The 13,460-nt window shown below is 73.3% G+C and carries 12 protein-coding genes; 5 read left to right on the top strand and 7 right to left on the bottom strand.

Features of this window, described 5'->3' with window-relative positions:
* The first annotated feature begins 117 nt into the window (after positions 1-117).
* Positions 118-402, top strand: a complete 285-nt coding sequence (locus AB0E96_RS29265) for a hypothetical protein (protein ID WP_359828695.1) — start codon at positions 118-120, stop codon at positions 400-402.
* A 146-nt stretch (positions 403-548) separates the two neighbouring features.
* On the top strand, positions 549-1,418 hold the full coding sequence (locus AB0E96_RS29260; protein ID WP_359828693.1) for a hypothetical protein: 870 nt from the start codon (positions 549-551) through the stop codon (positions 1,416-1,418).
* Positions 1,419-1,462: 44 nt separating this feature from the next.
* On the opposite strand, the gene AB0E96_RS29255 is transcribed toward AB0E96_RS29260, so the two are convergent.
* Positions 1,463-1,945, bottom strand: coding sequence for a VOC family protein (locus AB0E96_RS29255; RefSeq protein ID WP_359828692.1), 483 nt, complete (start codon positions 1,943-1,945; stop codon positions 1,463-1,465).
* Positions 1,946-2,060: 115 nt separating this feature from the next.
* Between AB0E96_RS29255 and AB0E96_RS29250 the strand changes: the two genes are divergently transcribed.
* Complete coding sequence (locus AB0E96_RS29250; RefSeq protein WP_359828690.1) at positions 2,061-2,537, top strand: MarR family transcriptional regulator; 477 nt, start codon at positions 2,061-2,063, stop codon at positions 2,535-2,537.
* Between the two features lie 38 nt (positions 2,538-2,575).
* Here AB0E96_RS29250 and AB0E96_RS29245 read toward each other — a convergent pair whose 3' ends face one another.
* Complete coding sequence (locus tag AB0E96_RS29245) at positions 2,576-3,202, bottom strand: C40 family peptidase (protein ID WP_359828688.1); 627 nt, start codon at positions 3,200-3,202, stop codon at positions 2,576-2,578.
* 227 nt (positions 3,203-3,429) lie between these two features.
* On the opposite strand from AB0E96_RS29245, the gene AB0E96_RS29240 reads away from it, so the two are divergent.
* Together AB0E96_RS29240 and AB0E96_RS29235 are read left to right on the top strand one after the other, a co-directional pair.
* Positions 3,430-3,837 carry a RidA family protein gene (locus tag AB0E96_RS29240; protein ID WP_359828696.1) on the top strand — a complete coding sequence of 136 codons (408 nt, stop codon included), beginning with the start codon at positions 3,430-3,432 and terminating at the stop codon, positions 3,835-3,837.
* A gap of 145 nt (positions 3,838-3,982) precedes the next feature.
* Complete coding sequence (locus tag AB0E96_RS29235) at positions 3,983-4,165, top strand: hypothetical protein (protein WP_359828686.1); 183 nt, start codon at positions 3,983-3,985, stop codon at positions 4,163-4,165.
* Between the two features lie 75 nt (positions 4,166-4,240).
* Here the strand turns inward: AB0E96_RS29235 and AB0E96_RS29230 are convergent, their stop codons facing one another.
* From AB0E96_RS29230 to AB0E96_RS29210, 5 genes are all read right to left on the bottom strand, one after another.
* On the bottom strand, positions 4,241-4,873 hold the full coding sequence (locus AB0E96_RS29230) for a peptidase inhibitor family I36 protein (RefSeq protein ID WP_359828685.1): 633 nt from the start codon (positions 4,871-4,873) through the stop codon (positions 4,241-4,243).
* A 160-nt stretch (positions 4,874-5,033) separates the two neighbouring features.
* Entirely contained in the window at positions 5,034-5,897 is an 864-nt protein-coding gene (locus tag AB0E96_RS29225) for a DUF4389 domain-containing protein (RefSeq protein ID WP_359828683.1), read from the bottom strand.
* A gap of 167 nt (positions 5,898-6,064) precedes the next feature.
* Positions 6,065-6,265 (bottom strand): hypothetical protein, encoded by a 201-nt coding sequence (locus tag AB0E96_RS29220; RefSeq protein WP_359828682.1) that lies wholly within the window; start codon positions 6,263-6,265, stop codon positions 6,065-6,067.
* Positions 6,266-6,452: 187 nt separating this feature from the next.
* On the bottom strand, positions 6,453-8,756 hold the full coding sequence (locus tag AB0E96_RS29215) for a hypothetical protein (protein WP_359828681.1): 2,304 nt from the start codon (positions 8,754-8,756) through the stop codon (positions 6,453-6,455).
* 319 nt (positions 8,757-9,075) lie between these two features.
* Positions 9,076-12,846 carry a GEVED domain-containing protein gene (locus AB0E96_RS29210; RefSeq protein ID WP_359828680.1) on the bottom strand — a complete coding sequence of 1,257 codons (3,771 nt, stop codon included), beginning with the start codon at positions 12,844-12,846 and terminating at the stop codon, positions 9,076-9,078.
* Positions 12,847-13,460 lie beyond the last annotated feature (614 nt).

Genomic DNA, 13,460 nt, shown 5'->3' with positions numbered 1-13,460 from the left:
CTACGGCTCCTTCACCGCCGTCCACCCGCTCGACCTGACCGTCCCGCAGGGCTCGTCGAATGGGCCGGGCGGCCGCCATCCACGGCCCGCCGTCCCCACCCGTACGGAGGTACCCCGATGCGCATCCCACGCGGTCTCGCCGCTCCCGTTCTGGCGTGCTCCCTCGCCCTGGCCGGGGCGGTAACCGCCACCCCGGCCGGATCGGCCGAGCTCCGCCCGCTGCCCCTCCCCGCCGTCCAGTACTGCGCCGCGGTGCTCGGGCACGTCCCGGGGGCGGGTGCCGCTTCGCAGGATCTCGGGCGGGCCTGTGCGTCGGACTACCGGGCCGAGCAACTGGCGGAGGCCCTCCGCGACTTCGGGGATTCCAGGCCGGCCGACGGGCTCTCGGAGCCGATGGAGTAGACGGGACGGGCGGCCTGTCGAACGGCCGCGCCGCACGCCTCCGGCGGCCGTGCGGCGCGGGCCGGCCGTCGGACGTGCGGTTTCCCCGGTGTACGGGCCGAGGTGAGCGGCGGGAGAGGTGCATGGGCGTTGCCAGGATCGCGGTCGTGACCAGTGATGCCGGCGTCGAGGACGACATCGATCTCCCAGTGATCGTGGAGGCCCTGCGCGCCGCCGGGCTGTCCGCGGAGCCGGTCGTGTGGGACGCGGCCCGGGCGCGTTGGGAACGGTTCGATCTGGCGGTCATCCGGTCGACCTGGGACTACGTGGAACGGATCGACGAGTTCCTGGCCTGGGCCGAGAGCACGGCGGGCGTCACCGGGCTGTGGAACCCCGCGCCCGTGGTCCGCTGGAACAGCGACAAGCACTACCTGACGGAACTCGCGCGGCACGGGGTCGCCGTCGCGCCGACCCGGTTCCTCGAGCCGGGGATGCGGCCGCGGCTCTCCCCGGCGGACTTCGGCGCGGCGGACGGCGTGGTGGTCAAGCCCGCGGTGTCCGCGGGCGCGTTGGACACGGCGCGTTACGAGCCCGGTCGGCACGCGGACGCCGCCCGTCATGCCCGGATGCTGCTGGACCAGGGCCGCAGCGTGATGGTCCAGTCGTATCTGCCCCGGGTGGCGGAGGGGGAGCGTGCTCTGGTCTTCTTCGCCGGCGCCTTCAGCCACGCGATCCGCAAGGACGCCCTGCTGACGGAGCCCGGCGTGATCGACAACGACCGGGTGCCGCATCTCGGCGTGGCGCCGTACCGGCCGACCGAGGCGGAGATCCGTACCGCGTCGGCGGCGCTGGCGGCGGTCCCGTCGCCGCGGGCCCCGCTGTTCGCCCGGGTGGACCTGGTGCTGAACAACGCCGGGGAGCCGGTGGTCCTGGAGGTGGAGCTCATCGAACCGAACCTGTTCCTGGACACCGACCCGGAAGGGCTGGGACGTTTCGTCCGGGCCGTGGCGGCACGAGCCGGTGAGCCACGATGCTGAGGACGCGCCGTCAGCCGTGAGGTGTCGGCCTCGGACGCGCGCTCTCAGTAGGACTGGAGCTCGACCAGGCGGCCGTCCGGGTCGCGCAGATGGGCATTGCGCAGCGTGGTGCCCCATTCCGGGCGGTCCGTCGGTGGCGTGACCGGGGTGCCGCCGTGGCGCAGGCAGAGGTCGAGGGCGGTGTCCACGTCGTCCACCCGGAGGACCGGCATCGCCGAGTCCGGTGCGGGGGAGGCGAGTTGGGCGGGAGGCCCGGCGGCCGGTTCGGTGCTGCCATGGGAGGCGGTGTCGACGGAGGCGGTGTCGGGGGTGGCGGTGTCGACGGAAGCGGTGTCGAGGGTGGCGGCCATCGCGGCGCGGTCGAAGAGTGCCAGGAGGGTCCGGTCGGCGAGGTCCCAGCTGGCGTAGGGCCCCTCGGGGGAGCCCTTGGCGAGGGTGGCGCCGGTGAGCGGGGGGAGGACGGCGCGGTAGAAGCCGAAGCACTCCGCGAAGCGGGTCACGAGCAGGCGGGGGTACAGGTCGTTCACGGGCGCACTCCTGGCAGGGGCGGTCGGCCGGCGAATTGATGGGTCTAAACCTTCTATAGGTTGGAACCCACTATGGGTCAGCACCCACTATAGGGAGGGAACCTAGACTGCCGCCATGGTCTCCGAGAACCCGCCGCCCACAGCCGAGCTCCCCCCGACCCTGCTGGACCTCAGCACCTATCTGCTCTCCCGGGTCGGCAAAACGGCGCGCGGCCGGTTCGCCGAGCGGCTGGCCGAACGCGGCCTGCGGCTCTGGGACATGGCAGTGCTCGCCGCGCTCGCCGACTTCGGCCCGCAGCCCCAGCGGGACCTGGTGCGGCGGCTGGCCATCGACCCGAGCGACCTGGCGAAGGTCGCCGACCAGCTCGCCGCCGCGGGGTACGTCCAGCGCGCCAGGGACCAGGAGGACCGGCGGCGGGTCTCGGTCTCCGTCACCGACGCCGGACGGGCGCTGCTCGCCGAGCTGGAGTCGCAGGCGCGGGCGGTGCAGGACGAGGTGCTCGCGCCGCTGGACGCGGGGGAGCGGCAGGTGTTGCAGTCGCTCCTGCTGCGGCTGCACCACGGGACGGGGGAGTGGCGCCGCGGCCTGTGAGCCGACCCGCCCGCCGTGGGCGGTCGGGCCGGTCGGCCTCAGGCGGCGGGCCGTCCGGGGCGGCGGGCGCCGGCGAACTCGCCCGCCCAGCGCGGGATGTCGAGCACGTTCTCGACCAGGGCGACCAGGGTGCCGGTCCGCTCGGCGTGGATCATCGCGCCCTCGCCGACGTGGATCCCGACGTGGTGCAGGGGGGCGTCGGGGCGGGAGAAGAACAGCAGGTCGCCCGGGGCGAGCGCGTCCCGCTCCACCGGGGCGCTGAGGTTGAACTGGGCGCCGGTGTAGTGACCGAGCTCCACCGTGCCGTGGCTGGCCCGGTACCAGCAGTAGAGCGACAGGCCGCTGCAGTCGAAGCCGACCGTCTTCTCGCCCATGCAGACGCCGTCCAGCCAGCCGTTCTGCTCGTCGCAGAAGCCGAGGCTCGCGCCCAGCCGGTCGCCGCCGCCCCAGGCGTACGGCACGCCGAGCTGGCTCGCCGCCACGGCGGCGACCCGGCGGCCCAGCGCGTCGGCCGGCAGCGACCGGACCGTCCCGGACGGGGCGTCCGACGCCGCCTGGGCGGCCGGGCCGAGTGCGGGGACGAGGCCCGCCCCGAGGGCGAGGCCGAGCATGCGGCGCCGGCGGACTCCAGAGGCCTGGTCGAGGGCGGACGGCTGGGGCTCCATGGCAGTGCCTCCCGGCGCTTGGAGGTGATGGGGCGCCCGGGGCGTGGCCCCCGGGCGCAGACACCAGGATTCCGCGCCGTCGGGCCGGTTGGCCATCACCCGCAACGGTGATTCGCGAACGCTCGGGCCCGGAAACGGAAGGGGGTTGGCCGGTAAATGGTTTGACGGTCGGTCATGAGAGTCCAACGATGGGCGCGAACGTTCGGTCGGGAGAGTCGGAGGACGACATGGGCAACGCCGTCAAGCTGATCCGCAGCACACGGCTGACCAGCGCGGTGGAATACGCCTACGCGGCGGAGGTGGACGCCCCGGCCCGCTCGCTCTGGCTGGCCGGCGCCTGCCCGCTGGACGAGGAGGGCCGGACGGTCGCCGTCGGCGACTACGAGGGCCAGGCCCACCAGGTGATGCGGAACCTGATCGCCGTGCTGGAGGAGTCGGGCGCAGCCCTCACGGACATAGCCCGGACGACCGTCTACGTGGCCTCCGGGGACCAGGCGGACCTGGTGAAGGCGTGGAACGTCTACCGCGCCTACATGGGGGAGCACGATGCCCCGAGCACCCTGCTCGGCGTCTCGGTGCTCGGGTACCACGACCAGCTGGTGGAGGTGGAGGCCGTGGCCGTGCTGCCTTCCTGACCGGAACCGACCCCGACCGGGTCCGCCCCGACCCGGCCACCCCGGGAAGGGCCGCCGGGTCCGGCGTCAACGCCGCTTGACGGGTAGCTGGCTCACCGGGCCGTGGCTGCAAGGAAGTTGACCGGCCCGCCCCTACCCTTGGGCCATGAAGCAGCACATCGTCACGCTGGTCCTCGGCGGCCTCCTGCTCGGCATCGTCGCGTTCGGTGCCGGCTGGTACGCGGCGGACTCCCGGCAGACGGCTCCGGCGCCGACCTACATCACGGTCACGCCGGAGCCGGCTGCCACCGGCGCGGTCTCGCCTCCCGCCTCGGCCGGCGGAAGGTAGTGCGGGCGGTGGCACCGGCCGCGGTGCGGCGCTCGGCGGGGCGGCCGGTGGCGCGCTCGGCGGTGTGGGTGGTGGCTACTGCCTGACCGCCCAGAACCGGTCGGCCATGTTGTCGTACGCGACCGACGCGGACAGTGCCACCGGCGGTTCCTTCCAGAGCATCTGCCACTGGCCGTCGCCCGGGTCGTTGTCCACGATCACCTCCAGTCCGCGCGCCGTGTTGACCCAGCTGCTCGCCTGGTCGCGGAAGCCGTAGTCGGTGAAGTACACGGCGGCGTCCTCGTGGAAGTAGTTGAACTGCAGTCGCCGGCCGGCCCAGTTCCTGTCGGCGTAGAAGCAGTAGTAGGACGGCTCGCTCGCTGGCGTCGGGCAGTTCTTCCAGTCCGGGCCCCGGGGCGCGCGACGGCTGTGGTCGCCGCTCCACGGCGGTGCCTGCGCCTGCCCGGGCAAGGGGAGCACCACCACCGCTCCGTCCGGGTAGGTGACCTCGTTGGCGGCGGTTTGCCGGCCGCCCCTGCCCGTGGCGAGCTGGGAGTCCACCGCCTGTTGGAGCGCGTCGCGGTCGCCGTCGCTCAGGGCGGTGATGATGGCTCTCCGGTCCCCGGCAGGGCTGTGCGCGGAGGCGGCCTGCACCCCGAGGGGAGCGGCCAGGAGCACGAGCGCCCCGGCGGTACGAGCGAGGAGTCGGCGGACTCGTGAGTGCGTCATATGCCAAACGTAGCCACGCACATACCGCCGGTAACCTCGCTTTCTCGATCAGACGGCGTGCACGGGAGGGCGGTGCGCCGCCGCGTGCGCGCCCCCTGATCGGGCGAACCCACGAGCCGGGGTGCGCCCGCCGCGTCAACCGCGTCAACCGCAATCCAGGCTATGAGAGGCCGAACGGACCCCGGGGCCCGGGCTCGGGGACGACGGGGCCCGGCACGAGGGGCGCGACGACGCGCTCGGCCGGGTTGGTGCCGTCGTCGACGTTGTTGGTGCCGTCATTGTCGTCGTCCGAGTTCACCGAGGCGGTGATCGAACTCGTCGCCGAGGAGACCAGGCCGAGGAGCAGGAAGAGCACGACCAGACCGCGCCCGCCACCGCTCAGGACCAGCGGGCGGGTGGCCGAGGCCGGTCCGGTCGGCTCGCTGTCGAGCTCGTCGCCGAACAGCCGCTTGGGGTAGGCGGACGAGATCATCGTCAGGTAGGCGTAGTAGCGCACCCGGTAGCGCACGATCGCGGCCGTCGCCTCGAACAGCGGCTGCGGCATCCGGCCGAGAACGAGCACCACCAGCCAGAGGATGAACGACACCGCCCACCAGCCCGCGAACACCAGGCCCTGCACGATCGAGGCCGGGATGACGAGGATGATGCGGAACAGCACGGCGAGCCGGTTCAGCTCTCCCGGACGCAGCCCGACCCGCACCGGGTACTCGGGGGTCTCGAACCGGAACGGCGGATAGCGGTCCACGAGGAGCATCAGGTACGCGGTCACACGGGTGTCGTACGGGAGGAACGCGGTCAGGTACGCCGCTGCGAACTCGGGCAGGCGGCCGAGCACCAGGGCACCGAACCAGCCGATGACGGTGACGAAGAACGCCACCACCGACAGCACCCACACCACCACGAACTGGGGGATCAGCAGCAGCGCGCGCAGCAGCACCGTCCAACGGCTCTGGGGGCCGGGCGCCGGCACGTCCAGCACCGGGAGCCACTCACGGCTGACGGGGGCGGGGGGAGCCTGCCACATCCGGGCCTCCACGGTCTCGGGACGACGGAACCCGGCGGGTCGGGCGCGGCCGGATGTCCTCCGAAGATCGCAGCACTCCGGCCGTCCCGCGCGCCGCGCTGCGCCGGACGGGGCAGCGCGGCCGACGCGGAGGGGCCGGTCGGCCCGTGGCCGTACGCGCGGCGCGGTCAGGTGATCTTCGCGCAGAGCGGCTCGGCGGAGCCGTGCCCGATGGTCAGCGTCTTGAAGCCGGTGGGGCCGATGTCGATCGTGTGGACGCCGTCGACGGTGTACAGGTCGCGGGGCAGGTTGCCGGCGTCCGCGCCGACGCCCAGCAGGATCGGGCCGCGGGCGCGCCAGGTCTGCGAGCCGTCGGGACGGCAGTCCACGACGGACCGGCCGCCGGCGTCCGCGTCGTACGAGGCTCCGGTCGCGGTGTCGGTGAGCCGCAGGACGAGCGCGCCCCGGAACGCGGCGCGCCGTACGGTGGCGCCGTCGGGCGCGCCCTGGGCACGGCTCGAGGGCGGCCGCCGGTGGGTCCGGTGGCCGCCCTCTCAACGGGGTCGGGACGGGGTGTCAGTGCCGGTGGCGGCGACGGCGGGAGGCCGCCAGGAGGAGCACGCCGCCGATGCCGACGAGTACGGCGATGCCGCCGATCAGCGCCACCTGGCTGCCCGTGTCGGCGAGGCCGCCACGGTCCGGCCGAACGGGCCCGTCGCCGGCCACCGGGTCGGGGCCGTGGCTGCTGCTCCCGCCCGACGGGGAGGTGGGCCCGCCGGTCGGTTCAGGGGACGGGGAGGACGTCGCGGACGGGGACGCCGTCGGGGACGGAGAGGACGCGGTCACCGTCACCGTGGCCGTGCACTCCCCTGCCGTCGAGCCGGTCGGGCAGTTGCCGCCGGTCCGGTCGGAGACGACGGTGTTGCGCATCGTGTGGTCACCGGCGGCGGGCTCCCTCACCGTGACGGTGTAGGTGAGCCGGGCGTTGCCGCCGGCCGGCAGGTCGCCGGTCCAGGAGAGCACGGGTTGTGCGTAGGAGGGCGTTCCGGTGGTGGCGGTGGCGTCGTCGTTGTACGTGGCGTCGTCGAGGACGGCGCTCAGGTCGTCGGTGACGGTGAGTCCGGTGAGCGGCGCGTTCCCGGTGTTGGTGATGTCCACTTGGTACTTCACTGTGTCACCGGGCAGGGCCTGGGTCTTGTCAGCGCTCTTGGCGAGCCGGTAACCGGCGTGCTCGGCAACGGTGTTGCGCACCGTGTTGCTGGCGCGCTGCTGTTCGCGGCCGGTCTGGGCGCCGCGGTAGGCGAGCGTCGAGGTGTTGTCGAGCTTGGTGCCCGGCGCGAGTCCGGTGTCGACCCGGGCCCGGAAGGAGACGGTGGTCTCGGCTCCCGGCGCGAGGTCGGCGGCGGTGCAGGTGACCTTCCGTCCGGAGGCGGTGCAGCCGGGGCCGGAGCCGTCGATGTAGGCGGTGCCGGCGGGCAGCACGTCGGTCAGGGTGACGCCGGTGGCGGTGTCGAGGTCGGCGGTGGTGCCGTCCTCGTGCCGGTTGGCGAGGGTGAAGGTGTAGGTGATCTCGGCACCGGGGTCGACGAGGCCGGGCGGGCTGTTCGTGGTGGTGCCGGCCGGCTCGTTGGCCTTGGCGATCCGGAGGTCGGGCTCCAGGGCCTCGACGGCGAGCCAGACCACCTGGGGGTGCAGCGCGTCGCCCTGGCCGGTGACGCGGAGCGCGGCCTGCTTGCTGCCGGCCGGGAGCTTGCCGGTGATGTCGATCATCCGGGCGTCGTAGCCGACGTTGTTGACCGGGTTGGGCCTGCGGTCGGTGAGGTTGGTGCCGGTGCCGTCCGCCGCGACGCGGTCGATGCGGCTGGTGAAGGCGTTGTCGCGGACGGGCCCGGCCGCGGTGGGCATGGGCAGGGCGGTGAGGCTGCCGGAGTCCGGGCCGACTTCCAGAGAGTCCCCGGCGATGGGCGCGTCGCCGTCGCCGACCACGACGCCCATGGTGGCGGCCGGGGCGCGGCCGGCCGGGGTGCGGATGCCGTCGAGGGTCATGGTGATGCTGGGCGTGGGCGGGCGGATGAGCTGGTAGCCGTCCCAGATCTGCAGGTAGCGCAGTGGCTCCTTGGGGTCCTCGTAGGCGACGGCCAGGGACCAGCCGCCCCAGCAGCCGACGTTCTGGCCGCCGAAGTCGGAGGTCGAGGACCGGCCCTGACAGGCCTGGATGTCGGCGACGGTGTACTCGCCGGAGCCGGCGGCACGCACCAGGTCGGTGACGTCCTTGACGCCCGCGTGGGCGGTCAGCGGGGCCGGCGGAGTGCCGCCGGTCCTCTGGTCGAACCAGTCGTAGGTGTCGGCGGTGAGCCGCTGGTAGCCGGTGGCGCCGGGAACCTTGAGCTCGACCTGGTCGGCCTTGGAGGCGTCGCCGGAGGTGGAGGTGAGCGAGGTTCCGACCGGGTTCGACTGCCAGTAGAGCCGGGCGTTGAGCACCTTGGCGCCCGGCGGGATGGTCAGGGTGGCCGCGGAGGCGGTGTTGCCGGGGGCCTTGGGGTCGGTCTTGACCCAGTTGACCCGGTTGTTGTTGTAGGCGTTGTCGTCGCACGGACTGTCGTCGGGGTCGCAGGCGACCACCGAGTTGGAGGCCATGGTCAGGTTTCCGTGCGTGAGCAGATCGAGCGTCGGCTTCGGGCCGATCGGACGCTCCGTCCCGCCCTGCGCGGCCTTCGCCGGCGGAGCCGCGACGGCGTCCAGGGCGAACGGCACGGTCGAGGCGAGCGCGAGTGCCGAGACGGCGAGAGCGCCGAGGACGGTACGACCGGGCGCGCGCCGGGCCCGGGATTCGGATGTCGGCCGCACCTCGTTCATGACGGATGGTATGCGGTCGCTCAAGGTGGCTCCTGGAAGTGCTTTGAGGGGTTCGGGAGGGTGAGGGGGTGCCCTCCGGGCGGGTTCAGGATGATTAGTCCGAATTCATCCGCCAGGTGTTAATATGTCACATTCTTACCCGTCTGGGTAAATGCGGGGTCCCGGATTCGGGTCGCCCGTCAGGACCGGAGGACCGACCGCTCCGGATCGCCGTGTCCGGTCGACCGTCATTTCCCTTGCCTTTACCTCGACTTTGCCCCTTCCTGACATGGGAGCGGGGCGGGGAGCCTGCTGTGCGGCAGGCTCCCCGCCCCGCTACGGAGGGTCGGGCTTCGGTCGGCGGCTACCCCCTGCGGCGGCGTCGGCCGTATCCGGCGAGCAGCACCAGGGCGGTGCCGCCGACGGACAGGGCCACCGCCGGTCCGGCGAGGCCGGTGCCGGCACCGGTCTGGGGCAGCTGTCCGTGCGGGGGCGCGGGCGGCGCCGGTTCGACGTGGACGGTCGTGGTGGACGGGGCGGAGGTCGCCGGGGTGCCGTCGGGGCCGGTGGCGGTGGCGGTGGCGGTGTTGGTGATGCCGCCGGCGGCGGCGTCCGCCGGAGTGACCTGGTAGGTGGCGGTGCACACCACCGTGGCGCCCGGGGCCAGCGACTTCGCCGTGTCCGGGCAGGTGATCGCGGAGATCGTCCCGGTGCCGGTGAAGACGCCCTCGACCGGGTGGACATCGGTCAGCGTCACATTGCCGGTGTTGGTGACGGTGTACGAGAACGTCACCTTGGCGCCCGCCGCGCGGACGGTCGCCGGGTCGGCGCTCTTGGCCACGGTCAGCGCGGGGCGCGAGCCGTGGGGCAGTTGGACGGTGGACGGCGGGCTGGTGACCGGGCCGCCGTGCGGCGGGGTGCCGCCCGCCGTGGCGGTGTTGCGCAGCGAGCCGCGGTCGGCGTCGGCCTGGGTGACGGTGTACGCGGCGGTGCACACGACCTGCGCGCCCGGAGCCAGCGACCGCGCGGCCGCCGGGCAGACCGCCTGCGGGGCGCGGCCGGAGCCGGTCCACTCGCCCTCACCGATGGTCACGTCGGTGAGGGTGACGTTGCCGGTGTTGGTGACGGTGAAGGAGTAGGTGATCGTCTCACCGGCCGTGAGGTCGTTCGTGTCCGCCGTCTTCGCGACGGTCAGCGCCGGCGCCGGGGGGATCGAGACCTCGGCGGAGGAGGGCGGCGAGGTGGCGGGTGTGCCTCCGCCGGGCGGGGTGCCGGTGGCGGTGGCCGCGTTGTCGAGCTTCCCGGCGTCGACGTCCGCCTGGGTCACCCGGTAGGTGGCGGTGCACACCACCTTCATGCCCGGGACCAGCGACTTCGCCGTGTCCGGGCAGGTGATCGCGGAGATCGTCCCGGTGCCGGAGAAGGCGCCCTCGACGGGGTGCACGTCGGTGAGGGTGACGTTGCCGGTGTTGGTGACGGTGTAGGCGAACGTGATCGTGTCACCCGCCTGGTGGGCGGTGGCCGGGTCGGCCTTCTTCGCGATGGTCAGCGCGGGGCGGGAATCGTGGGGCAGTTGGACGGTGGACGGCGGGCTGGTGACCGGGGTGCCGCCGCCGGGCGGGGTGGCGGTGGCGGTGGCGGTGTTGCGCAGGGTGCCGCGGTCGGCGTCGGCCTGGGTGACGGTGTAGGTGGCGGTGCAGACGACCTGGGCGCCGGGCGCCAGGGACTTCGCCGCGTCCGGGCAGGTCGCGGTGGGTGCGGGGCCGGAGCCGGTCCACTCGCCCTCGCCGACGGCCACGTTCGTCAGGGTGACGTTGCCGGTGTTGGTGACGGTGAAGTGGTAGGTGACGGTCTCGCCGGCGACGAGCTCGGTCTGGTCGGTGGACTTGTCGACGGTGAGGGCCGGCTCGGACTCCGCCGGGACACTGCTGGTTCCGGGCGGCGAGGTGACCGGGCCGCCGCCGCCGGGCGGGGTGCCGGTGGCGGTGGCGGAGTTGTCGAGTTTCCCGGCGTCGACGTCGGCCTGGGTGACGGTGTAGGTGGCGGTGCAGTCCATCCGGGCACCCGGGGCCAGCGCCGCCGCCTGGTCGGGCGGGCAGGTGACGCCGGACAGCGCTCCGGTGCCGGAGAAGGAGCCTTCGGTGACCGTGACGCCGGTCATCGTCACATTGCCGGTGTTGGTGACGTGGAAGGTGTAGGTGAGCGTCTGTCCGGCCTGGCGGTACGTCGCCGGGTCGACGGTCTTGTCCAGCCGCAGTCCGGGCGCGGGGGCGAACGGCACGGTCACCGTGGACGGGTCCGAGGTCGTCTCCTGGCCGGTGGGTGTGCTCCCGGAGGCGACCGCGGTGTTCCGCACCGAGCCGCGGTCGACGTCGGCCTGGGTGACGGTGTAGGTGGCGGTGCAGGTGACCTTCGCGCCCGGCGCCAGCGACTTCGCGGCGTCCGGGCAGGTGACGGTCGGGGCCGGGCCGCTGCCGGTGAAGCCGGTCTCCCGGATGGCCACGCCGGTCATCGTCACGTTGCCGGTGTTGGTGACGTCGAAGGAGTAGTGCAGCACCTCGCCGGCCTTCAGCGCCCCTTCCTCGGCGGCCGCCTTGTGCAGCAGCAGGCCCGGGCGGGCCGGGGCGTCCACGGTCGCCGTCGACTCACCGGAGGTGGGCGTGTTCATCCCAGCCGGCGGGGTGGCGGTCGCGGTCGCGGTGTTCGTGATCTTCCCGGCGTCCACGTCCGCCTGGGTCACCGTGTACGTGGCGGTGCACGTCACCGAGTCCCCCGGTGCCACCGTCCCGGCCGGGCAGGTGATCTGCGGCGCGGTCCCGGTGCCGGAGAACGAGGTCTCGTCGATCCTCACGTCCGTCACCGGGACGTCGCCGGTGTTCGTCACCTTGTAGGTGTACTGCACGGTGTCGCCGGCCTGCCCGACGGTCGTCGGTTCGCCGGTCTTCTGCAGCGACAGGGCGGCCGGGCCGGTGATTTGCAGCGGCCAGTCCTCGACCTCGCCGGAGTCGGCCATGCCGGTGGCCGACTCGACCGGGGCCTGGTTGTAGCCGAGCCGGAACCGGCTCCAGGTCGGCCCGGCCTTGACCCCGGCGGGCACCGTCCAGGTGAAGGTGACGCTGGTGGCCCCCGGCGCGACCCGGGCGGTGGCCCGCTGCGCGTCGGTGAAGGTGCCGCCGCCGGTGAAGTCGATCCAGGCGGCGGCGAAGGCGCCGGCGCTCACACCCTGGACGGGAACGGTCAATGAGTAGGGTTTACCGGCCAGTTCGGAGTTGAGGCCGCCGAAGTCCGGGTTCAGGTCGTTGTCGTCGCCGGACGCGCGGCAGGCCTGGGTGATCGCGGTGCCCGGCACGTCCGGCGTGACGGTCGCGCCGAGCGACAGGTCGCTCACCACGTGGGAGGCGTTGCCGTACGAGGTGGGGGCGTTGGAGCAGTCGTCCTGGACGACCGAGGACAGCGCCCAGGCGTCCCGGCCGTTGGTCGTGGCGTTCGACGCGACGGGCACGTCCTGGGTGACCATGTCGGTCGCGAAGGTCAGGGTCTGCACCACGCCCCGGATCTGCAGGCTGCCGCAGCCGGCGCGAAGCGCCGGGTTGGCGTCGGAGCAGTTGGCCCGCGGGGCACTGGCCGCCGGCTTGATCGTCCGGCCCTCCAGCCGCAGGGTGGAACCCGGGCTGACCCCGGCGAGGGTCACCGGCCGGTCCGAGGAGGTCAGGGTGAGCTGGACGGCGTCACCGTACGACTGGCCGTTCGCGTTCACGCCCGCGCCCAGGCCCGACACGTTCACGATCGGGTCGCGTACCGGACGGCTGAAGGCGAGCGTCACCGTGCCGGTCGGGCAGGTGGAGAAGGCCGGGCAGTTCTGGATCGGCAGCGACTGGACCTTGATCGCGTAGGCCCTGGCGGGGTCCACCTGCGGTTGGTAGTGGGACGGCTGCGGGGAGCCGATGCTGCTGAGGGTCAGGCCCTCCTGCACGTCGTTGTTGCCGGTGACGGAACCGCGCGCCGTCAGCCCCGAGGGGAAGGGGATGACCCGGAAGCCGTTCAGCCCCGTCTGCCCGGTGCCCGCGCTGCTGGGCTCTTCGTAGGCGACGGCCGGAACGGCGCCGGCCACCACGGCCAGCGCGGCGGCGAACACGGCTACCGCCCGCGCGCCCGCGGACCGGGTTCGTCTGTGTGGTGGATTCGGGCCGGCGGGCCCCCGGGCACGCCGGGCGGACCATCCGGGACGGAAGCGGACGGGCAAGATCACTTGAGTGCACTCCTCGCGAACCCGACGCGCCGCCCGGACAGTGGACGACGCGCGCACATGTCGACGTCGGGCGCAAACTACAGCGGTGATCGTCCCGCTCTGGGCCGTCGACCCGGTCAGCGGAGCGGGATTCACCTGCCTGGTTCACAACCGGCCGTGACTTGCCCTGTTCAGGGCGGCCCGGGAGCCTTTCCGGGCGCCGTGGCGTCGGGGCCGGCCACAGTCCCGGTCGGCGGGGCACACGAGCGGTCCGGCCGCCGGACGGGCGTCCGCCGAGAAGGTGATTCACCGCCGGTCGCGCACGTGCCGTCAAGGGGCGAGCGGGCCCGCCGGATGAACTGGGCGGTATGCGAATTCCATTCCGGGTTGGACGGGTCGCCTCCGTCCTGGGCCTGGTGGCCGGCACGCTGCTGAGCAGCAGTGTGCTGGCTCCACCGGCCCAGGCCGCGATCTCCTTCACCAAGAGCGTGGACAAGTCGACCGTCTCCCCGGGGGAGAAC

The organism is Kitasatospora sp. NPDC036755, from assembly GCF_040636595.1.
GTDB lineage: Bacteria > Actinomycetota > Actinomycetes > Streptomycetales > Streptomycetaceae > Kitasatospora.
Note: the sequence above shows the minus strand (reverse complement) of the source record. Positions and strands in the feature narration are given on the sequence as shown.